At 70.5% G+C, this 19,592-nt stretch carries 16 protein-coding genes and 5 tRNA genes; 9 read left to right on the plus strand and 12 right to left on the minus strand.

Annotated features, from left to right (window positions below; translation table 11 throughout):
* Positions 1–1,425 carry a 3-isopropylmalate dehydratase large subunit gene (gene leuC / locus ACFY0O_RS22645; RefSeq protein WP_388949179.1) on the minus strand — a complete coding sequence of 475 codons (1,425 nt, stop codon included), beginning with the start codon at positions 1,423–1,425 and terminating at the stop codon, positions 1–3.
* Positions 1,426–1,546: 121 nt separating this feature from the next.
* Here leuC and ndgR point away from each other — a divergent pair, with 121 nt between their 5' ends.
* Positions 1,547–2,263: an IclR family transcriptional regulator NdgR gene (ndgR, locus tag ACFY0O_RS22650; protein WP_007266782.1), complete on the plus strand. Its 717-nt coding sequence runs from the start codon at positions 1,547–1,549 to the stop codon at positions 2,261–2,263.
* A gap of 159 nt (positions 2,264–2,422) precedes the next feature.
* On the opposite strand, the gene ACFY0O_RS22655 is transcribed toward ndgR, so the two are convergent.
* The 9 genes from ACFY0O_RS22655 to ACFY0O_RS22695 form a co-directional block, all read right to left on the minus strand.
* Positions 2,423–2,495: transfer RNA gene (locus ACFY0O_RS22655), tRNA-Glu, on the minus strand.
* A gap of 21 nt (positions 2,496–2,516) precedes the next feature.
* Positions 2,517–2,588 (minus strand) — tRNA-Gln (locus tag ACFY0O_RS22660).
* Positions 2,589–2,610: 22 nt separating this feature from the next.
* Positions 2,611–2,686: transfer RNA gene (locus tag ACFY0O_RS22665), tRNA-Glu, on the minus strand.
* A gap of 61 nt (positions 2,687–2,747) precedes the next feature.
* Positions 2,748–2,820 (minus strand) — tRNA-Glu (locus tag ACFY0O_RS22670).
* Positions 2,821–2,847: 27 nt separating this feature from the next.
* Positions 2,848–2,919 (minus strand) — tRNA-Gln (locus ACFY0O_RS22675).
* Positions 2,920–3,007: 88 nt separating this feature from the next.
* Complete coding sequence (locus ACFY0O_RS22680; protein WP_388949182.1) at positions 3,008–3,736, minus strand: HAD family hydrolase; 729 nt, start codon at positions 3,734–3,736, stop codon at positions 3,008–3,010.
* 109 nt (positions 3,737–3,845) lie between these two features.
* Complete coding sequence (gene gltX / locus ACFY0O_RS22685; RefSeq protein ID WP_388949185.1) at positions 3,846–5,321, minus strand: glutamate--tRNA ligase; 1,476 nt, start codon at positions 5,319–5,321, stop codon at positions 3,846–3,848.
* Positions 5,314–6,102 carry a fumarylacetoacetate hydrolase family protein gene (locus ACFY0O_RS22690; RefSeq protein WP_388949188.1) on the minus strand — a complete coding sequence of 263 codons (789 nt, stop codon included), beginning with the start codon at positions 6,100–6,102 and terminating at the stop codon, positions 5,314–5,316. The genes gltX and ACFY0O_RS22690 overlap by 8 nt, the downstream gene beginning before the upstream one ends.
* An 88-nt stretch (positions 6,103–6,190) precedes the next feature.
* Complete coding sequence (locus tag ACFY0O_RS22695; protein ID WP_388949192.1) at positions 6,191–6,376, minus strand: hypothetical protein; 186 nt, start codon at positions 6,374–6,376, stop codon at positions 6,191–6,193.
* Between the two features lie 580 nt (positions 6,377–6,956).
* On the opposite strand from ACFY0O_RS22695, the gene ACFY0O_RS22700 reads away from it, so the two are divergent.
* The 8 genes from ACFY0O_RS22700 to ACFY0O_RS22735 all read left to right on the plus strand — a co-directional run bounded on the left by ACFY0O_RS22700 (position 6,957) and on the right by ACFY0O_RS22735 (position 17,428).
* Positions 6,957–10,733, plus strand: a complete 3,777-nt coding sequence (locus ACFY0O_RS22700; protein ID WP_388949194.1) for a nitrate- and nitrite sensing domain-containing protein — start codon at positions 6,957–6,959, stop codon at positions 10,731–10,733.
* 9 nt (positions 10,734–10,742) lie between these two features.
* Positions 10,743–11,156, plus strand: coding sequence for a roadblock/LC7 domain-containing protein (locus ACFY0O_RS22705; RefSeq protein ID WP_042820501.1), 414 nt, complete (start codon positions 10,743–10,745; stop codon positions 11,154–11,156).
* A gap of 152 nt (positions 11,157–11,308) precedes the next feature.
* A complete protein-coding gene (locus tag ACFY0O_RS22710; RefSeq protein WP_344170373.1) occupies positions 11,309–11,701 on the plus strand; it encodes a DUF742 domain-containing protein in 393 nt (130 codons plus the stop codon).
* Positions 11,682–12,275, plus strand: coding sequence for an ATP/GTP-binding protein (locus ACFY0O_RS22715; protein ID WP_358892740.1), 594 nt, complete (start codon positions 11,682–11,684; stop codon positions 12,273–12,275). The genes ACFY0O_RS22710 and ACFY0O_RS22715 overlap by 20 nt, the downstream gene beginning before the upstream one ends.
* 315 nt (positions 12,276–12,590) lie before the next feature.
* Positions 12,591–15,794 (plus strand): nitrate- and nitrite sensing domain-containing protein, encoded by a 3,204-nt coding sequence (locus tag ACFY0O_RS22720; RefSeq protein ID WP_388949197.1) that lies wholly within the window; start codon positions 12,591–12,593, stop codon positions 15,792–15,794.
* A gap of 10 nt (positions 15,795–15,804) precedes the next feature.
* Positions 15,805–16,218 carry a roadblock/LC7 domain-containing protein gene (locus ACFY0O_RS22725; RefSeq protein WP_030037347.1) on the plus strand — a complete coding sequence of 138 codons (414 nt, stop codon included), beginning with the start codon at positions 15,805–15,807 and terminating at the stop codon, positions 16,216–16,218.
* Positions 16,219–16,311: 93 nt separating this feature from the next.
* Complete coding sequence (locus tag ACFY0O_RS22730; protein WP_358892742.1) at positions 16,312–16,866, plus strand: DUF742 domain-containing protein; 555 nt, start codon at positions 16,312–16,314, stop codon at positions 16,864–16,866.
* Complete coding sequence (locus ACFY0O_RS22735; protein ID WP_079429940.1) at positions 16,847–17,428, plus strand: ATP/GTP-binding protein; 582 nt, start codon at positions 16,847–16,849, stop codon at positions 17,426–17,428. The genes ACFY0O_RS22730 and ACFY0O_RS22735 overlap by 20 nt, the downstream gene beginning before the upstream one ends.
* Before the next feature lie 135 nt (positions 17,429–17,563).
* On the opposite strand, the gene ACFY0O_RS22740 is transcribed toward ACFY0O_RS22735, so the two are convergent.
* Positions 17,564–17,752, minus strand: coding sequence for an acyl-CoA carboxylase subunit epsilon (locus ACFY0O_RS22740; RefSeq protein WP_358892743.1), 189 nt, complete (start codon positions 17,750–17,752; stop codon positions 17,564–17,566).
* A gap of 24 nt (positions 17,753–17,776) precedes the next feature.
* Entirely contained in the window at positions 17,777–19,360 is a 1,584-nt protein-coding gene (locus ACFY0O_RS22745) for an acyl-CoA carboxylase subunit beta (RefSeq protein ID WP_358892744.1), read from the minus strand.
* Between the last annotated feature and the right edge of the window lie 232 nt (positions 19,361–19,592).

Here is a 19,592-nt window from a genome sequence, read left to right on the forward strand (position 1 = left end):
TCAGACTCCGGCGGTGGCGTTGGCGGGGAACAGGTCGGCGGGCGAGGCCAGATGGCCCAGCACCGCGGTGGCGGCGGCCACCTGCGGGGAGACCAGGTGGGTGCGTCCGCCCTTGCCCTGCCGGCCCTCGAAGTTGCGGTTGGAGGTGGACGCGGAACGCTCGCCCGGGGCCAGTTGGTCGGGGTTCATGCCCAGGCACATGGAGCAGCCCGCGTGCCGCCATTCGGCTCCGGCGTCCTTGAAGACCTTGTCCAGGCCCTCCTCGACGGCCTGGAGCGCGACCCGGACGGAGCCGGGGACGACCAGCATCCGTACGCCGTCGGCGACTTTGCGGCCCCCGATGATGTCGGCGACGGCGCGCAGGTCCTCGATGCGGCCGTTGGTGCAGGAACCTACGAAGACGGTGTCGACCTTGATGTCGCGCAGCGGCTGGCCCGCGGTCAACCCCATGTACTCCAGGGCCTTTTCGGCGGCCAGGCGCTCCGAAGCGTCCTCGTACGAAGCCGGGTCGGGGACGTTCGCGGACAGCGGCGCGCCCTGGCCCGGGTTGGTGCCCCAGGTGACGAACGGGGAGAGCGCGGAGCCGTCGATGACGACCTCGGCGTCGAAGACGGCGTCCTCGTCGGTGCGCAGGGTCTTCCAGTACGCGACCGCCGCGTCCCAGTCCTCGCCCTTCGGGGCGTGGTCGCGGCCCTCCAGGTAGTCGAAGGTGGTCTGGTCGGGGGCGATCATGCCCGCGCGGGCGCCGGCCTCGATCGACATGTTGCAGATGGTCATGCGGGCTTCCATCGAGAGCTTCTCGACGGCCTCGCCGCGGTACTCCAGGATGTAGCCCTGGCCGCCGCCGGTACCGATCTTGGCGATGATCGCCAGGATCAGGTCCTTGGCGGTGACGCCCTCGGCCAGCTCGCCGGTGACCGTGATGGCCATCGTCTTCGGGCGGGCCAGCGGCAGCGTCTGGGTGGCCAGCACGTGCTCGACCTGGCTGGTGCCGATGCCGAAGGCCAGCGCGCCGAAGGCGCCGTGCGTCGAGGTGTGGGAGTCACCGCAGACCACGGTGGTGCCCGGCTGCGTCAGACCCAGCTGCGGGCCGACGACGTGCACGACACCCTGCTCCACGTCACCCAGCGAGTGCAGGCGGACACCGAACTCGGCGCAGTTCTTGCGCAGCGTCTCCAGCTGGGCCCGGGAGACCGGGTCCGCGATCGGCTTGTCGATGTCGAGGGTGGGGGTGTTGTGGTCCTCGGTCGCGATGGTGAGGTCCAGGCGCCGGACCTTGCGGCCGGCCTGGCGCAGCCCTTCGAAGGCCTGCGGGCTGGTCACCTCGTGCAGCAGGTGGAGATCAATGAAGAGGAGATCGGGCTCGCCCTCGGCGCGCCGGACGACATGGTCGTCCCAGACCTTCTCCGCGAGTGTCCTACCCATCGCTCATTCCCTCCGGCTCACCGTCCCGGATCCAGTGGTTCGTGGACCCGTACATACAGACTCGCTGGTTCTTGGAAAATTTGAACTTGCGTTTCACAGTGTGAGACGTGAATATCGTTTCATGGACAACTCTAGCGGCGTCGGCGTTCTCGACAAGGCAGCTCTGGTATTGAGCGCACTGGAGTCCGGTCCGGCCACCCTCGCCGGGCTGGTCGCGGCGACAGGGCTCGCACGACCCACGGCACATCGCCTTGCCGTGGCACTGGAACACCACCGGATGGTGGCGAGGGACATGCAGGGCCGGTTCATCCTCGGCCCGCGGCTGGCAGAGCTTGCCGCCGCGGCCGGCGAGGACCGCCTGCTGGCCACGGCCGGACCGGTGCTCACGCACCTCCGCGACGTGACGGGCGAGAGCGCGCAGCTCTACCGGCGTCAGGGCGACATGCGCATCTGCGTGGCGGCCGCCGAGCGGCTGTCGGGCCTGCGGGACACCGTCCCGGTGGGCTCCACGCTCCCGATGAAGGCGGGCTCGGCGGCACAGATCCTGATGGCCTGGGAGGAGCCCGAGCGGCTCCACCGCGGCCTGCAGGGGGCGCGCTTCACGGCGACGGCCCTGTCCGGGGTACGGCGCCGCGGCTGGGCGCAGTCGATCGGCGAGCGGGAGCCCGGCGTGGCCTCCGTCTCGGCGCCGGTGCGCGGCCCCTCGAACCGCGTGGTGGCCTCCGTGTCGGTCTCCGGGCCGATCGAGCGCCTGACCCGGCACCCGGGACGCATGCACGCCCAGGCCGTCATCGACGCGGCCGCCCGCCTGACGGAGGCCCTGCGCCGCTCCGGCTGACCCTGCCCCGCTCCACCCACTCCCCCGGGCCCGGGGGCGCGTACGACGCCGCACACGTCCGAACTCGCGCCTCCGGGCCCCCACTTGCGCCCCGGGCGGCGGACGTCCGGAAACGGCGAAGAGGCCCTCCGCGATGATCGCGGAGGGCCTCTCCTGATGTACCCCCGACCGGATTCGAACCGGCGCTACCGCCTTGAGAGGGCGGCGTGCTAGGCCGCTACACAACGGGGGCTAGCTTTACTGCGGTACTGCGCTGGGCTACCAGGACTCGAACCTAGAATAAGGGAACCAGAAACCCTCGTGTTGCCAATTACACTATAGCCCAATGGTCTAGACCAGCCAGACCTTGGTACCCCCGACCGGATTCGAACCGGCGCTACCGCCTTGAGAGGGCGGCGTGCTAGGCCGCTACACAACGGGGGCCCTAGCGATCCTGCATCAAAACCTCCGGGAGCGACCCTGGAGATCCTGCGGGAAGGATCTGTACCCCCGACCGGATTCGAACCGGCGCTACCGCCTTGAGAGGGCGGCGTGCTAGGCCGCTACACAACGGGGGCAAAGCACTGCGTTACTACTGCACTGCGCTGGGCTACCAGGACTCGAACCTAGAATAAGGGAACCAGAAACCCTCGTGTTGCCAATTACACTATAGCCCACCGAACTTCAAGACCCTGGGGGCCTTTCGTTTGGTTAGCGCCTCCGGTTCCCGGCCTCTCGGCCCGTCTCCCCGGCGCAGAAAGAACATTACCGGATGCCTGACCGTGCTCCAAAACGGGTATCAGCGGCCAGCAGCCCGGGGAGCCGTTCGAGCCCCTCGATCCGGTGTACGCCCCCGGGCCCGGGGCCCCGCCCCCCGTTCCGGTCGAGCCAGAAGGCGGTCAGTCCCGCGTCGCGCGCGCCCCGCGCGTCGATCTCCGGCTGGTCCCCCACGTACGCCACCTCGGCCGGGGCCAGCCCGAGGGCGTCGCAGGCGGCGAGGAAGGCGGCGGCGTCGGGCTTGCTGACCCCCAGCTCGGCGGCGCACACCAGCACCTCGAAGCGGTCGCGCAGACCGAGGTGGCGCAGCTTGGGGTCCTGGTTGGCCTCGGAGGAGTTGGAGAGCACCCCGTGGCGGTAGCGGCCGGCCAGGGCGTCCAGGGCGGGCAGGACGTCCGGGAAGAGGACCCAGGCGGCCTTGTAGTGGTCCACGTAGCGCTCGAACCAGGCGTCGGCCTCGTCGGCGGTCAGGGCGGGCTCCCCGAGGAAGTCCCGCACCCGGTCCTGGCGCTGGCCGCGGAAGGTGACCTCGCCGGCGGCGAAGCGCGCCCAGTGCACTTCGGTGGCCTTCCGCCACAGGGCCAGGGCCTCGGCGGGCGTCCCGTAGCGGTCGCCGAGCCCCTCGTCCCCCAGGTGCCGCGCGAGACCGGCCGCGTCGGCCCCCGTGTAGTCGAAGAGGGTGTCGTCGATGTCCCACAGCACGGCGCGGATCGGCATGCCGGCGAGCCTACGCCGGGGCGGGCGCGCGCGGGGGCGGTACGCGGAACCCGGGAACGCCGGAGGGGCGGCAGCCGGGTCGGCTGCCGCCCCTCCGGGAGGGCGCGGGTCAGGCGGCGAGCTTCGCCAGGGCCGCGTCGATGCGCGCGATCGAGCGCTCCTTGCCCAGGATCTCCAGGGACTCGAAGAGCGGCAGGCCGACGGTGCGGCCGGTGACCGCCACGCGGACCGGGGCCTGGGCCTTGCCGAGCTTGAGGCCGTGGGCCTCGCCGGCGGTCAGGACGGCGTTCTTGAGGGACTCCGGGTCCGACCAGTCGGCGGCGAGGAGGTTCGCCCGGGCCGTGGTCAGCAGGGCCGCGGGCTCGCCCTTCATGGCCTTGTCCCAGGACGCCTGGTCCTCGACGGGCTCCTTGAGGAAGAGGAAGTCCACGTTCGCGGTGATGTCCGAGAGGACCGTCACACGGGTCTGGGCGTACGGGGCGATCCGGTCCCAGGCCTCGGCGTCGAAGTCCTCGGGCGCCCAGTTGGCGTGCGGGGCCCGCAGCCACGGGGCGCAGGCGTCCGCGAAGGCCTTCGGGTCCAGCCGGCGGATGTGGTCGGCGTTGATCGCCTCGGCCTTCTTGAGGTCGAAGCGGGCCGGGTTGGCGTTGACGCCGTCGATGTCGAACTTCGCCACCATCTCCTCGATCGAGAAGATGTCCTGGTCCTTCGAGAAGGACCAGCCGAGGAGCGAGAGGTAGTTCAGCAGGCCCTCGGGGAGGAAGCCGCGCTCGCGGTAGAGGTTGAGCGAGGACTCGGGGTCGCGCTTGGAGAGCTTCTTGTTGCCCTCGCCCATCACGTACGGCAGGTGGCCGAACTGCGGGGTGCCCTTGGCGACGCCCAGCTCGATCAGCGCCTTGTAGAGGGCGATCTGGCGGGGGGTGGAGGAGAGCAGGTCCTCGCCGCGCAGGACGTGCGTGATCTCCATCAGCGCGTCGTCGACCGGGTTGACCAGCGTGTACAGCGGGGCGCCGTTCGCGCGGACGATGCCGAAGTCCGGCACGTTCTCCGGGGTGAAGGAGAGCTCGCCGCGGACCAGGTCCGTGAAGGTGATGGTCTCGTCGGGCATCCGGAAGCGGACGATCGAGGTGCGGCCCTCGGCCTCGTACGCGGCGACCTGCTCGGCGGTCAGCTCGCGGCAGTGGCCGTCGTAGCCGGAGGGCTTGCCGGCGGCGCGGGCGGCGTCGCGGCGGGTGTCGAGCTCCTCGGTGGTGCAGTAGCAGGAGTAGGCGTAGCCGCCGTCCTGGAGCTTCCGCGCCACGTCCTTGTAGATGTCCATGCGCTCGGACTGCCGGTACGGGGCGTGCGGGCCGCCGACCTCGGGGCCCTCGTCCCAGGTGAAGCCGAGCCAGCGCAGGCTGTCGAGCAGCTGGACGTACGACTCCTCGGAGTCGCGCGCCGCGTCGGTGTCCTCGATGCGGAAGACGAACGTACCGCCGTGGTGCCGGGCGAACGCCCAGTTGAACAGGGCGGTCCGGACCAGGCCCACGTGGGGGTTGCCGGTCGGGGAGGGACAGAAACGGACGCGGTAGTTCGCGTTAGCCACGCTTGATCACCTTGTTGGTGAGAGTGCCGATGCCTTCGATGGTGACGGCGACCTCGTCGCCGACGTTGAGGGGGCCGACTCCGGCCGGGGTCCCCGTGAGGATGACGTCGCCCGGGAGCAGGGTCATGGCCTCGCTGATGTGCACGACCAGGTCCTCGACGGAGCGGACCATGTCGGAGGTGCGGCCGAGCTGGCGCTGCTCGCCGTTGACGGTGCACTGGATCGCCAGGTCGGCCGGGTCGAGGTCGGTCTCGATCCAGGGGCCGAGGGGGCAGGCGCTGTCGAAGCCCTTGGCCCGGGCCCACTGCTTCTCGCGCTGCTGGACGTCGCGGGCGGTGACGTCGTTGGCGCAGGTGTAGCCGAGGATCACGTCCTTGACGCGCTCCTTCGGGACCTCGCGGCACATGCGTCCGATCACCACGGCGAGCTCCGCCTCGTGGTGGACGTCCTGGGAGAAGGAGGGGTAGACGATCGGGTCGCCGGAGCCGACCACCGAGGTGGAGGGCTTGAAGAAGGTGATCGGCGCTTCGGGGAGCTCGTTGCCGAGCTCCGCCGCGTGCTCCGCGTAGTTGCGGCCGACGGCCACGACCTTGTTCGGGAGCACGGGCGGCAGCAGCCGGACCTTGCTCAGCGGGACCTTCGTGCCGGAGAGCTCGAAGTCCGCGAACGGGATGCCCTTGATGATGTCGAGGACGAGTTCGCCTTCGGCGCCGGGGGCAGTGCTGCCCTCGACCGCGCCGAACGCGACGTTGCCGTCGATCGAGAACCTGGCGATGCGCACCTGCTGCGTCTGCCCCTCTTGTGTTTCCGCTGGCTGGAGTCTGCGGACTCCAGGCTAACGCGGTGGGGGCGGGCGCTTCGCGCTCCTTTTACTGCGCGGCGGCGACCGGGGCGTCCACGAGGGTGGTGCGGCGCGGGTTCGCGGTCTGGGTGGGCAGCTCGACGCGGTGCTCCGGGGTGGCCGGGGCCGCCTGCAGGTCCTCGGCGTCCCTGAGGTGCGCGAGGGTGGTGCGGCGGGGGTTGGCTATGTTGCGGATCATCGACGTCGTCTTCATCGGAGTTTCGGGCCCTCGGCTCGCTGGTTGGGGTGTGGGTCGACTGCTGCGCCGGATGGGGCGCCAAGCCTTTAACAGGCAAGGCTAAACATCCGAATCCCCGAGTGAACCGGTTGGTAATAGCCATAGCCGTGTGAGTTTGCTCACCAGTCAGCGTGCAATACGGACATAACTGACAGTCAATTGCCGTCCACGAAACGGACATTGCGCCACTGAATGCGCCATTCCGCTCCTGATCATCTCGACTGGGACACCTTGCCGGACGCGAGCTTTGATTGGCGTAAGTCCGATTCATCCGCATTGGACTTCCACGTCGCGTAGCCCGCCTGTCACAAGCCGTGACCGGCTCGCCGGGGCGACACGCGCACCTTGTTGGAGATCCCCCACTGTGCTGGAATTCGCGAGACCGCCGCGGGTATCAGCCGGCGCGCAGGTGGCGCAAGAGAGCGCCGAGCGCGGTGGCATCGACAGGGAGACGCGCCGGTCACCGACGACCACCATGGGGCCGTCAGTGCCCCACGACTCGACACCGTTCCGCCGCTCATCCGGCGGGGCGCCTGGTCCAGAGGTTGCGACGCTAGTGCAGGGACGATTCAAGAGGGATGGCAAGGGGTCTCCCCAGGCCCTTCAGGGCCGAGGGGAAGCTGCGGCGGAGCAGGAGCCGCTCGGCGGGACCGACCGTGGCGCCTCGCCCCAGCACGCCCCGGGCCGCGGCCCGGCCTTCGAAGGGGCGGGGCTCGAAACCGCCCCCTCGGGCAAGGCCAAGGGCCGCGGGAAGTCCGGCAAGGCCCCCAAGGCCCCGAAGGCGAGCCGCTCCAAGGGCAAGGCCAAGGCCGAGACCGTGGAGCAGGACGAGGCGATACCCAAGGCACCCAGTTCGGGCTCGCGCCTCGCGATGCAGAACTGGCGCATCAGCACGCGACTGGTGTCGCTGCTGACCCTGCCCGTCGTCGCGGCCACCACCCTCGGTGGCTTCCGCATCAACGACTCGCTCAACGACATCGCCCAGCTGGAGCACATGCAGCTGCTGACGACGATGACCCGGCAGGCCACCAACCTGGCCGCCATGCTCCAGGAGGAGCGGGACAAGTCGGCCGGTCCGATGTCGATCACCAAGGACGGCAAGGCCAACAGCCTCGTCCAGGGTGTGCGCGACCAGACCGACGCCGCCGCCAAGGCCTTCGCCTCCGCGACCGACAAGGTCGACAGCGCGGAGGACAAGGACGAGACCCTCAAGTCGATCCGCAACAACATCCTGCAGATCGGCCGCCAGCTCACGGGCATCGAGGACATCCGCAAAAAGGCGTACATGAACGGCGCCCAGCAGACGGTCACCGAGTACAACGCCCTGATCGTCTCGCTGCTCTCGCTGTCGCAGGACATGGCCCAGGCCACCTCCAACCCGGAGATGATCAAGCGCACCCGCGCCCTGGCCGCCTTCTCCTCCGCCAAGGAGTACGCCTCCATCCAGCGCGCCATCATCGCCGCCTCGCTCCTGGAGAGCTCCGACAAGCCGGGCAAGCTGGAAGAGAACGACCGCCTCTACGGCCTCTCCGCGCTCCGCGGCGAGAGCCAGTCGAAGAAGACCTTCGAACTCGTCTACCAGGGCAAGCCCGAGGAACTCCTCGCGGCGCTCGGCGACGGCAACACCGAGATCGGCAGCGCCGACCACTACGCCCGCCGCGTGCTGAGCACCCAGGGACAGTTCGCCAAGGAGAAGAACCGGTCCTGGATGGACTGGTACGACGCCGACGACACCAAGCTCCAGGCGATGAAGGTCATCGAGCTGACCCTGCTCGAGGACATGGAGCAGAAGGCCCGCGAGCTCAAGAACGAGTCGCAGCAGGACGCCATCATCAACGGTGCCCTGATCCTCCTCGTCCTCGGTGTCTCCCTCGTCGGCGCCTTCGTCATGGCCCGGTCCATGATCCGCTCGCTGCGCCGTCTGCAGGACACCGCGACGCGCGTCGCCCAGGACCGTCTGCCCGAGCTCGTCAAGCAGCTGTCGGAGTCGGACCCGCAGGACGTCGACACCTCCGTGGAGTCCGTCGGCCTGCACACCCGCGACGAGATCGGCCAGGTGGCCGCGGCCTTCGACGACGTGCACCGCGAGGCCGTCCGCCTCGCCGCCGAGCAGGCCCTCCTCCGGGGCAACGTCAACGCGATGTTCACCAACCTCTCGCGCCGCTCCCAGGGCCTCATCCAGCGTCAGCTGTCGCTCATCTCCGAACTGGAGTCGCGCGAGGCCGACCCGGACCAGCTCTCCTCGCTCTTCAAGCTCGACCACCTCGCCACCCGAATGCGGCGTAACGGTGAGAACCTCCTCGTCCTCGCGGGCGAGGAGCCGGGCCGCCGGTGGACCCGCCCCGTCCCGCTCGTCGACGTGCTCCGCGCCGCCGCGTCCGAGGTGGAGCAGTACGAGCGCATCGAACTGGCGGCGGTGCCCGGCACCGACGTCGCCGGCCGCGTCGTCAACGACCTCGTGCACCTGCTCGCCGAGCTGCTGGAGAACGCCACCTCGTTCTCCTCCCCGCAGACCAAGGTCAAGGTCACCGGTCACGCGCTGCCCGACGGCCGCGTGCTGGTCGAGATCCACGACACCGGTATCGGCCTGTCCCCCGAGGACCTGGCCGCGATCAACGAGCGGCTCGCGTCGCCGCCGACCGTGGACGTCTCCGTCTCCCGCCGCATGGGCCTGTTCGTGGTCGGCCGCCTGTCCCTGCGACACGGCATCCGCATCCAACTGCGCCCCTCCGACTCGGGCGGTACGACCGCGCTCGTCATGCTCCCGGTGGACGTCGCCCAGGGCGGCAAGAAGCCGGGTCCGGCGGCGGGCCAGGGCGGCCAGGCGGGCGGCCCGGGTGCCCCCGGCGCCCAGGGTCAGGTCCCCGGCGCCGGCGCGCGTCCCCCCGTGGGCGCGGGCCAGCAGCGCGGCCAGGTCGGCGGCGGGCAGCGGCCCGCCCTGCCCGGCCAGGGCGGCCCGGCCGGCGGTCCGCAGCAGCGGCCGCAGGGCCAGGGTCCCCGTCCGCAGGGCGGTCCCGCCGCCCCGACGGGCCAGGCGCAGGGCCAGGGCGGCTTCGGCGGCGGTGCCCCGATGCCCGGGCGTGGCCAGGGCGGCCCCGCCGGTGCTCCGGCCGGCCAGGACAACAACCTCTTCAGCGGCCCGCAGGCCCGCCCCGCGGGCGTGCCGCAGACCTCCGGCCCCGGTGTCTTCCCGGCCCAGGGCAACGGCTTCGAGCGCCCGCAGCCGCCCCAGGGCGGTCCGGGCCCGGTCCAGCAGCCGGGCCAGGCCCCGCAGCAGCAGGGCGGACCCGGGGCCCCGGTCAAGCGCCGGCGTCCGCAGCTCCCGCCGCAGGGCGGCGCCGCCGGGCGTCCGGAGCTCCCGGCTCCGGGCGGTCCGGCCGCCGGGATGCCGCAGGCGACCAGCTGGGGCGCCGGGCAGGCCGGGCAGGAGGCCCCGCGCGGCCACGACGAGCTGTCGGGCCCCGGCTCGACGGCGGAGTTCGCCCGCCCCGCCCTGGACCAGATGTTGGGCAACGCCCCCTACCCTCCGGCCGGCAACTCCACGACCGGGCAGTTCGAGCGCCCCGACGTACGCGGTCCCCAGGACCCGTCCGCCACCGGCCAGTTCGAGCGTCCGCAGCCCGCCGGCCACCTCGACCCCTCCGCCACCGGCCAGTTCGCGACGGGCCAGTTCGCCCGCCCCGGCGGCCCCGGTGTCGGCGGGTACGCGGACCAGCAGGGTCAGGGCCAGGGCCAGGGCCGGCAGCCCGGCGGCTACGCCCCCGCGCCGGCGCCGCGTGCCGAGGCCCCGCAGCTCCCGCAGGCGTACCAGCCGGGGGCGCTGCCCCCGGCCCAGGCCCAGCCCGGTGGTGAACAGCGCAGCCCGATCTTCGATACGCTGGAATCGAACTGGTCCGGCCAGCACGGCGGCCCGTCCGCCGGACAGGCGCCGGCCGTTCCGCAGCAGCCCCAGCAGCAGCTGCCGCAGCGGGGACAGGAGCTCGCGGCCGAGCCCGCCACCGCGGTCACCGGGAGCACGCCGACCGTCAGCTGGCGGCCCTCCCCCAACGACGAGCTGATGCGGCAGGCCGAGCGCGTGCGCCAGCCCGCGGCCGGCGGGATCACCACCTCGGGGCTCCCCCGGCGGGTGCCGAAGGCGAACCTCGTCGCCGGTACCGCCGCCCAGCAGCAGGCCGAGGCCCCGGCCGGGCCGCAGGTCTCGCGCGCCCCGGACGACGTGCGCGGCCGTCTCACCAACCTCCGACGCGGTATCCAGCAGGGACGGCAGGCCGGCGGTTCCGGCCCGGCGACCGGCAGTTACCAGATCGACCCCACTTACCAGCAGGAGCGATAGTTGAGCTCGATGAGCCAGGCGGCACAGAACCTGAACTGGTTGATCACCAACTTCGTGGACAACACCCCCGGGGTGTCCCACACCGTGGTGGTCTCCGCCGACGGACTCCTTCTGGCCATGTCCGAAGGTTTCCCCCGTGACCGCGCCGACCAGCTGGCGGCCGTGGCCTCCGGTCTGACCTCGCTGACCGCCGGAGCCTCCCGGATCTTCGAGGGCGGGGCCGTCAACCAGACCGTGGTGGAGATGGACCGTGGGTTCCTCTTCCTCATGTCCGTCTCCGACGGGTCCTCCCTGGCCGTCCTGGCGCACCCCGAGTGCGACATCGGCCTCGTGGGCTACGAGATGGCCCTCCTCGTGGACCGCGCCGGCAACGTCCTCACCCCGGACCTGCGCGCGGAGCTCCAGGGAAGCCTGCTCACCTGACACCCCCTCCCCCGGCCGGACGGTACTTCCGGCCGGGAGGACCGGGACCGCGTCCCGGAACCCCAGTACCCCCGAAGGCCGTCATCAAGTCCCCCCCACCGGCCGCCCCGTCAGACGGCACGCTGACCACTGCTGTCCAGCCCGGAGGATCAATGACCCCGCCCCCCGCCTACTCCGATGCGTACGAAGACTCGTACTCGGAAGGCGACCAGCCGCTGGTGCGTCCGTACGCGATGACCGGTGGCCGGACCCGGCCGCGCTACCAGCTCGCCATCGAGGCGCTGGTCAGCACGACGGCCGACCCGATGCACCTGTCCGGCCTGCTGCCGGAGCACCAGCGCATCTGCACCCTGTGCCGCGAGGTGAAGTCGGTCGCCGAGGTCTCCGCGCTGCTGTCGATGCCGCTCGGTGTGGCCCGCATCCTCGTCGCCGACCTGGCGGAGGCCGGCATGGTGGCGATCCACCAGCCGGGCAATGGAGAGGCCGGCGGAACGCCGGACGTAACGCTGCTCGAAAGGGTGCTCAGTGGACTTCGCAAGCTCTAACGGCAGTTCCCACGCCGGGGCGACGCGCTCCACCACCTCCGCGAAGATCGTGGTGGCGGGCGGCTTCGGCGTGGGCAAGACCACGTTCGTCGGCGCGGTCTCCGAGATCAACCCGCTGCGCACCGAAGCCGTCATGACCAGCGCCTCGGCCGGCATCGACGACCTCACCCACACCGGTGACAAGACGACCACCACGGTCGCCATGGACTTCGGCCGCATCACCCTGGACCAGGACCTGATCCTGTACCTCTTCGGTACCCCCGGACAGGACCGCTTCTGGTTCATGTGGGACGACCTCGTCCGCGGCGCCATCGGCGCCGTCGTCCTCGTCGACACCCGACGCCTCGCCGACTGCTTCCCCGCCGTCGACTACTTCGAAAACAGCGGCCTCCCCTTCGTCATCGCCCTCAACGGCTTCGACGGACACCAGCCCTACACCCCCGAAGAAGTCCGCGAGGCCCTCCAGATCGGCCCCGACGCCCCCATCATCACCACCGACGCCCGCCACCGCGGCGACGCCAAGAGCGCACTCATCACCCTCGTCGAACACGCCCTCATGGCACGTCTGAAGTAGTCCGGAAGAAAATCAGGGCATTCGGTGAAGGCCGGAAGCACAACTGCGCGGCGGGCTGTGTCCTTTGACACGGCCCGCCGCGGCGTTCATAACGTTTCGACAGAGAATTGGCCCGAGTCGGCCACCCGGTGCAGCCGTTCGGTATCGCTGCGCGCACGACCGGGCCGCCTTTTGGTGAAACTCGCTCCTTATGTCCGACTTACACCGGACGGATCAGCCGAAGAACGGCCGGATTCAACTGTTTGGAACACGGCCGTTACCCATGCTGGAATTCAACGAACTAGCTAGTAGCACCGCCGAGAGGTTGTTGGTCGAGTGAGGCGAAGCAATGCGAGCCCCGCGGATGAATCCGCGCGGGGTAACTTCACCCCGCCGCAGCGCGCGGCCGCGTCGTCCGTCGACGTGCCCGTGGAACCACAGGCGGGCGGCGGCAGCACCAGCAAGCTCTCCCCACGCAACTGGCGCGTGCCGACGCGTCTGAACGCCATCCTGCTCGTCCCCGTCCTCGTCGGACTGGTCATGGGCGGCTTCCAGGTGAAGGGCTCGATCGACACCTGGAACGAGGCGAAGGACGCGGAGAAGACGGTCCGCATAGTCCAGGCGGCCGCCGAATACGGCCAGGCCCTCCTCAACGAGCGTGACCTCAGCGCCGAGCCGCTGCTGAAGAACGACCGCGGCAACGAGGCGGTGACGAAGGCCTACGCGGCCACCGACGCCGCCAAGGCCAAGTTCGCCGCGACCGTGAAGGACATGCCCAAGAAGCAGGGCCTCGAGCGCCGCCTCGAACTCTTCCGCCAGGAGGAGCCGAAGCTGGAGCAGGTCCGCAAGACGGCCTACGCCGTCCCGGAGACCGCCAAGAAGAACCTCCCCGCCGCGGCCGGCCCCGTGCCGACCGAAGAGGGCTACGTGCTGGTCCAGCACTACCTGATGCAGTTCTCCAACGAACTGGGCCTGGGCACCGGGAACGTCACCAGCTACGGCCGCATGGTCTACGCGGTCGAGCTGGCCAAGGCGGCCAACTCGCTCCAGCGCTCCATCGGCACGCACCTGCTGGTCCGCCCGAACGAGGACGAGAACGTCCGCAAGGCCCAGCTCGTCGCCTTCTCCTCCTACGCCTACCTCGAGGAGATCGCCGCCGGCGAGTACGTCGCCGCCGGTACCGAGGAGGACACCAAGCGCCTCCAGGAGGTCATGGGCAAGAAGTCCCAGGAGGGCGCCGCCAAGCTCGCCCAGGCCAAGCAGGCCGCCGAGCAGGCCGGTACGCCCTTCAAGGCCCCGCCCGTGGTCAACGGCTCCGCCCTCACCGGCATGACCGAGGCGATAGCCGGCGGCGAGAAGCCCTCCAAGCTCGCCCTGATCGGCGTCACCCCGCAGGCCTGGCAGGCCGCCGCCACCGCCAAGTTCGACGGCTACGCCCAGGTCGAGCAGGAGCTCCTCGAGAAGGCCGTCAAGGACACCGTCGCGGTCTCCGACAAGGCCCAGAAGGACGCCATCCTGACCGGCGCCGTCGTGGTCGTCGCCCTCCTCGCCGCCTTCATCCTGGCCGCGATGATGGCCCGCCAGATGAGCCGCTCGATGCTGCGCCTGCGCACCTCCGCCTTCGAGGTCGCCGAGCAGCGCCTGCCGATGCTCGTCGACCAGCTCTCGCGCACCGACCCGGGGAAGGTCGACACGCGTGTCCAGCCGATCCCGATCAACTCCCAGGACGAGATCGGCGAGGTCGCCCGCGCCTTCGACCAGGTCCACCGGGAAGCGGTCCGGCTCGCCGCCGAGCAGGCCCTCCTGCGGGGCAACGTCAACGCGATCTTCACGAACCTCTCCATGCGCAACCAGTCGCTGATCGAGGGCCAGCTGACCCTCATCACCGACCTGGAGAACAACGAGGCCGACCCGGACCAGCTGGAGAACCTCTTCCGCCTGGACCACCTGGCCACCCGTATGCGCCGCAACGGCGAGAACCTCCTCATCCTCGCGGGTGAGAACCCGGGCCGCCGCTGGGACCAGCCGGTGCCCCTCGTGGACGTCCTGCGCGCCGCCTCCTCCGAGGTGGAGCAGTACGAGCGCATCGAGCTCTCGGGCGTCTCCGAGGCCGAGATCCACGGCCAGGCCGTGACCGACCTCGTGCACCTGCTCGCCGAGCTCCTGGAGAACGCCACCACGTTCTCCTCCCCCCAGACCAAGGTCCGGGTCAACGCCACGCGTCTGCCCGACGGCCGCGTCATGATCGAGATCCACGACAAGGGCATCGGCCTCACCGCCGAGGACTTCGCGGACATCAACCACAAGCTGGCCAACCCGCCGACCGTGGACGCCGCGATCTCGCAGCGCATGGGTCTGTTCGTGGTCGGCCGGCTGGCGGACCGCCACAGCATCCGCGTCCAGCTGCGCCCCTCGGGCGAGCAGGCCGGCACCACCTCGCTGGTCATGCTCCCCGACGCCATCACCCACGGTGGCGGTGGCGAGGGCATCCCGGACGACGACTTCACCGTCTCCTCGATCATCCCCGAGCAGCAGGCCCAGCAGGCCGCCCCGCTGCGCACGGCCGCCGAGCTCGGCTTCGACGACTCCCGCTACGAGGCCCAGGGCGGCCCGGGCGGCGAGCAGAAGCCGGTCGACCCGGTCGTGCGGTCCCTGGGCCGCGAGGAGCGCCGGGCGGCGCTGGAGGCGCAGCTCAACTTCGGGCAGGACCAGGACCCGCAGCCGGAGCAGCAGTACTCCGCCGAGGGCTATCCGGAACCCCAGCCCGAGCACGCGTACCAGCCGTACCAGGAGTACGAGCAGCCGTCCGCGCAGGGCTACGAGGCCCCGTACGAGGAGCAGGCCCAGCAGCCGTCCTACGAGGCGTTCCCGGACCAGGGCTACGCCTATCCGGAAGTCGGCTACCAGGACGGCCAGCAGGCCGCCCAGGCGTACGACGGCGGCTACGCAGAGCAGTCCTCGCAGGCCGCATGGCCCGAGCAGAACACCTACGCGGAGCCCTACCAGCAGGACTACGGGACCGAATCGGAACCCCCGGCCGCTCCCGAACCGGCCGTGGACCGCGTAGGCTTCGACCGTCCGGGCGCCGCTGCCGACACCGGTCACGCGTTGACCGGAGCGGGCCTGCCGCGACGCGGCAGCCAGCAGCAGTGGGGTTCGGGCCAGAAGGAAGCGGAGCCCACCGGTTCCCTCTTCGAGCAGCGGCCGCAGCGACAGCAGCAGCCGGCGGCACCGAAGGAGGCCCCGGCGGACCAGCCGGCCGGCGGGGGCTGGCGTTCGACGAACGACGAACGCTGGCAGCAGGCCGGCAAGCTCCGTGAGCCGAAGGCGGGCGGGGTCACCTCGTCCGGTCTCCCTCGGCGGGTGCCCAAGGCCAACCTGGTCGAGGGCGCTGCGGAGACGACCCCGCAGGGCGGCCCCCAGGTCTCCCGCGCCCCGGAGGACGTGCGCGGCAGGTTGAGCAACCTGCGCCGTGGTGTCCAGCAGGGACGCAGCGCGGGTTCCGAGCAGTCAAGTAACAGCTATGACCAGGAGCGTTAGTGTGAGCGCGATGAGCCAGGCGGCGCAGAACCTGAACTGGTTGATCACCAACTTCGTGGACAACACCCCCGGGGTGTCCCACACGGTGGTGGTCTCCGCCGACGGCCTTCTGCTGGCGATGTCCGACGGATTCCCGCGCGACCGCGCCGATCAGCTGGCGGCCGTGGCCTCCGGTCTGACCTCGCTGACCGCCGGAGCCTCCCGCATCTTCGAGGGCGGGGCCGTCAACCAGACCGTGGTGGAGATGGACCGTGGGTTCCTCTTCCTCATGTCGGTCTCCGACGGGTCCTCGCTCGCGGTGCTGGCGCACCCCGAGTGCGACATCGGCCTCGTGGGCTACGAGATGGCCCTCCTCGTGGACCGCGCGGGCAGCGTCCTCACCCCGGACCTGCGCGCGGAGCTGCAGGGAAGCCTTCTCAACTAGTAATCAGGCAGTGCGTTTCGCGTCATCGCACCGTAGGGTGCGGTGGCGCGGTTCCACAGGGAGTACTGCGTTCTTGGAGTCGGAGGAGGAAACGTGACAACACCCGGAGGACATCCTTATGGCGGCCAGCAGCCGCAGGGTGGGCACGACCAGAACCGCTTCAACTTCCCCTCCGCTCCCAGCCGGCCCGTGCCGGAGCAGAACCCCTACGCGCAGCAGCCGTACGGCCAGCCCCAGCAGCCGCAGGCGCCCCACCGGCTTCCCCAGCAGCCCCCTCGGGCCGCGCAGCCGCAGGCTCCCAAGGCGCACAACCCCCTGGTGCGTCCGTACGCGATGACCGGCGGCCGGACCCGGCCGCGCTACCAGCTCGCCATCGAGGCGCTGGTCAGTACCACGGCGGATCCCGCCCGGCTGCAAGGGCAGTTGCCCGAGCACCAGCGCATCTGCCGCCTGTGCCAGGAGATCAAATCCGTCGCGGAGATCTCGGCACTTCTCTCCATTCCTCTTGGTGTCGCCCGCATCCTCGTAGCCGACCTGGCGGAGGCGGGCCTTGTCGCCATTCACCAGCCCGGCGGCGACGAGTCTGCCGGCGGCCAGCCAGATGTGACACTGCTCGAAAGGGTGCTCAGTGGACTTCGCAAGCTCTAACGGCGGAGCGGCTCGCTCCACCACCTCCGCGAAGATCGTGGTGGCGGGCGGCTTCGGCGTGGGCAAGACCACGTTCGTCGGCGCGGTCTCCGAGATCAACCCGCTGCGCACCGAAGCCGTCATGACCAGCGCCTCGGCCGGCATCGACGACCTCACCCACACCGGTGACAAGACGACCACCACGGTCGCCATGGACTTCGGCCGCATCACCCTGGACCAGGACCTGATCCTGTACCTCTTCGGTACCCCCGGACAGGACCGCTTCTGGTTCATGTGGGACGACCTCGTCCGCGGCGCCATCGGCGCCGTCGTCCTCGTCGACACCCGACGCCTCGCCGACTGCTTCCCCGCCGTCGACTACTTCGAAAACAGCGGCCTCCCCTTCGTCATCGCCCTCAACGGCTTCGACGGACACCAGCCCTACACCCCCGAAGAAGTCCGCGAGGCCCTCCAGATCGGCCCCGACGCCCCCATCATCACCACCGACGCCCGCCACCGCGGCGACGCCAAGAGCGCACTGATCACCCTCGTCGAACACGCCCTCATGGCACGCCTCCGGTAAGCGGAGCGCACCTGCGAAAGGCCCCCGTGCCCTGGGCACGGGGGCCTTTGCCGTACCCCCCGTAACCTACGGCGGGTACGGCGAAGGCCCCGCACCGTGGACGGTGCGGGGCCTTCGTACGCCGGGCGCTGCTGCTCAGCCCTGCCAGCTGTGCGGGGCCTGGAAGCCGCGGCTGCGCTCCAGCCGGCGCCAGCCGGCGGTGGAACGGCGGGTGGGGGCGGCCTCGTCAGGGGTGGCGGCGGCGCGGGCGAGCAGGATCGCGGTGATCGCGGCCAGCTCCTCGGGCGCGGCGTTGCCCTTCTCTACCTTCAGCAGGGTGCTCATCGGTGGCAGGTCTCCTCAGCTCGTTTACTGCGGCGGGTTGCCGTGCTTGCGAGACGGCAGATCGGCGTGCTTGGTGCGGAGCATCGCGAGGGCGCTGACGAGCACTGCGCGGGTCTCGGCGGGGTCGATGACGTCGTCCACGAGGCCGCGCTCGGCCGCGTAGTAGGGGTGCATCAGCTCGGCCTTGTACTCCTTGACCATCCGGGCCCGCATGGCCTCGGGGTCCTCGGCGTCCGCGATCTGCTTGCGGAAGATCACGTTGGCCGCGCCCTCCGCGCCCATGACGGCGATCTCGTTGGTGGGCCAGGCGTAGGTCAGGTCGGCGCCGATGGACTGGGAGTCCATGACGATGTACGCGCCGCCGTAGGCCTTGCGCAGGATCAGCGAGATCCGCGGGACCGTGGCGTTGCAGTACGCGTACAGCAGCTTGGCGCCGTGGCGGATGATGCCGCCGTGCTCCTGGTCGACGCCCGGCAGGAAGCCGGGGACGTCCAGCAGCGTGATGATCGGGATGTTGAAGGCGTCGCACATCTGGACGAAGCGCGCGGCCTTCTCGGACGCGTGGATGTCCAGGACGCCGGCGAGGTGGCCGGGCTGGTTGGCGATGATGCCGACGACCTGGCCGTCCATCCGCGCCATGGCGCAGATGATGTTGCGGGCCCAGCGCTCGTGGATCTCCAGGACGTCGCCGTCGTCGACGAGCTCCTCGATGACCTTGAGCATGTCGTACGGGCGGTTGCCGTCCGCGGGGACGAGGTCCAGCAGGACGTCCGAGCGCCGGTCGACCGGGTCGGTGTTCTCGTGGACCGGGGGGTTCTCGCGGTTGTTCGAGGGGAGCATCGTGATGAGGTAGCGGACCTCGGCGATGCAGGTTTCCTCGTCGTCGTACGCGAAGTGCGCGACGCCGGAGGTCTCGGCGTGCACGTCGGCGCCGCCGAGGCCGTTCTGGCTGATCTCCTCGCCGGTGACGGCGCGGACGACGTCGGGGCCGGTGATGAACATCTGCGAGGTGTCCCGGACCATGAACACGAAGTCCGTCAGGGCCGGGGAGTAGGCCGCGCCGCCGGCGCAGGGGCCCAGCATGACCGAGATCTGGGGGATGACGCCCGAGGCCTTGGTGTTGCGCTGGAAGATGCCGCCGTAGCCGGCGAGGGCGGAGACGCCCTCCTGGATCCGGGCGCCGGCGCCGTCGTTGAGGGAGACCAGCGGGGCACCGGCCGCGATGGCCATGTCCATGATCTTGTGGATCTTGGTGGCGTGGGCCTCACCCAGGGCGCCGCCGAAGATGCGGAAGTCGTGCGCGTAGACGAAGACCGTGCGGCCCTCGACCGTGCCCCAGCCGGTGATGACACCGTCGGTGTAAGGCTTCTTCGCCTCCAGCCCGAAACCGGTCGCCCGGTGCCGGCGGAGCTGCTCGACCTCCCGGAAGGAACCTTCGTCGAGCAGGAGCGCGATGCGCTCGCGGGCGGTCAGCTTGCCCTTGGCGTGCTGCGCCTCGGTCGCGCGGTCGCTGGGGCCGCGCCGGGCCTCCTCGCGGAGGGAGTGCAGCTCGGCCACGCGCCCGCGGGCGTCCGTCGGCTCGCTCGGAGTCTGGTCCACAAGGGTCATGTACCGACCTTACGAAGCCGGGCCCGTAAAACCCTCCGTTGGTTCCGCACAGTCTCGGGCCCTTTCGGCTGTGCGGGCCGGACAGAACCTCCGACGCATGCATGGACTCCCCCAGTGGGGACCTCCGTCCTTTGTGGGGGTTCTACAAATCCTCCCCGGAACGGGTGATGTAGTTGAAATTTGAACGGAATGGCTCTAGCGTGGCTCTTGTTGAACTTTGAACCAAACCGCA

This window comes from Streptomyces sp. NPDC001594, from assembly GCF_042893675.1.
In the GTDB taxonomy this organism is placed as follows: domain Bacteria; phylum Actinomycetota; class Actinomycetes; order Streptomycetales; family Streptomycetaceae; genus Streptomyces.

Excerpts from the sequence above, each read along its gene's own strand:
- ACFY0O_RS22725 (WP_030037347.1), top strand. The coding sequence starts at position 15,805 with ATGAGCCAGGCGGCGCAGAACCTGAACTGGTTGATCACCAACTTCGTG.
- ACFY0O_RS22680 (WP_388949182.1), bottom strand. The coding sequence starts at position 3,736 with ATGCCGATCCGCGCCGTGCTGTGGGACATCGACGACACCCTCTTCGAC.
- ndgR (WP_007266782.1), top strand. The coding sequence starts at position 1,547 with ATGGACAACTCTAGCGGCGTCGGCGTTCTCGACAAGGCAGCTCTGGTA.
- leuC (WP_388949179.1), bottom strand. The coding sequence starts at position 1,425 with ATGGGTAGGACACTCGCGGAGAAGGTCTGGGACGACCATGTCGTCCGG.
- ACFY0O_RS22710 (WP_344170373.1), top strand. The coding sequence starts at position 11,309 with ATGACCCCGCCCCCCGCCTACTCCGATGCGTACGAAGACTCGTACTCG.
- ACFY0O_RS22695 (WP_388949192.1), bottom strand. The coding sequence starts at position 6,376 with ATGAAGACGACGTCGATGATCCGCAACATAGCCAACCCCCGCCGCACC.
- ACFY0O_RS22740 (WP_358892743.1), bottom strand. The coding sequence starts at position 17,752 with ATGAGCACCCTGCTGAAGGTAGAGAAGGGCAACGCCGCGCCCGAGGAG.
- ACFY0O_RS22745 (WP_358892744.1), bottom strand. The coding sequence starts at position 19,360 with ATGACCCTTGTGGACCAGACTCCGAGCGAGCCGACGGACGCCCGCGGG.
- ACFY0O_RS22705 (WP_042820501.1), top strand. The coding sequence starts at position 10,743 with ATGAGCCAGGCGGCACAGAACCTGAACTGGTTGATCACCAACTTCGTG.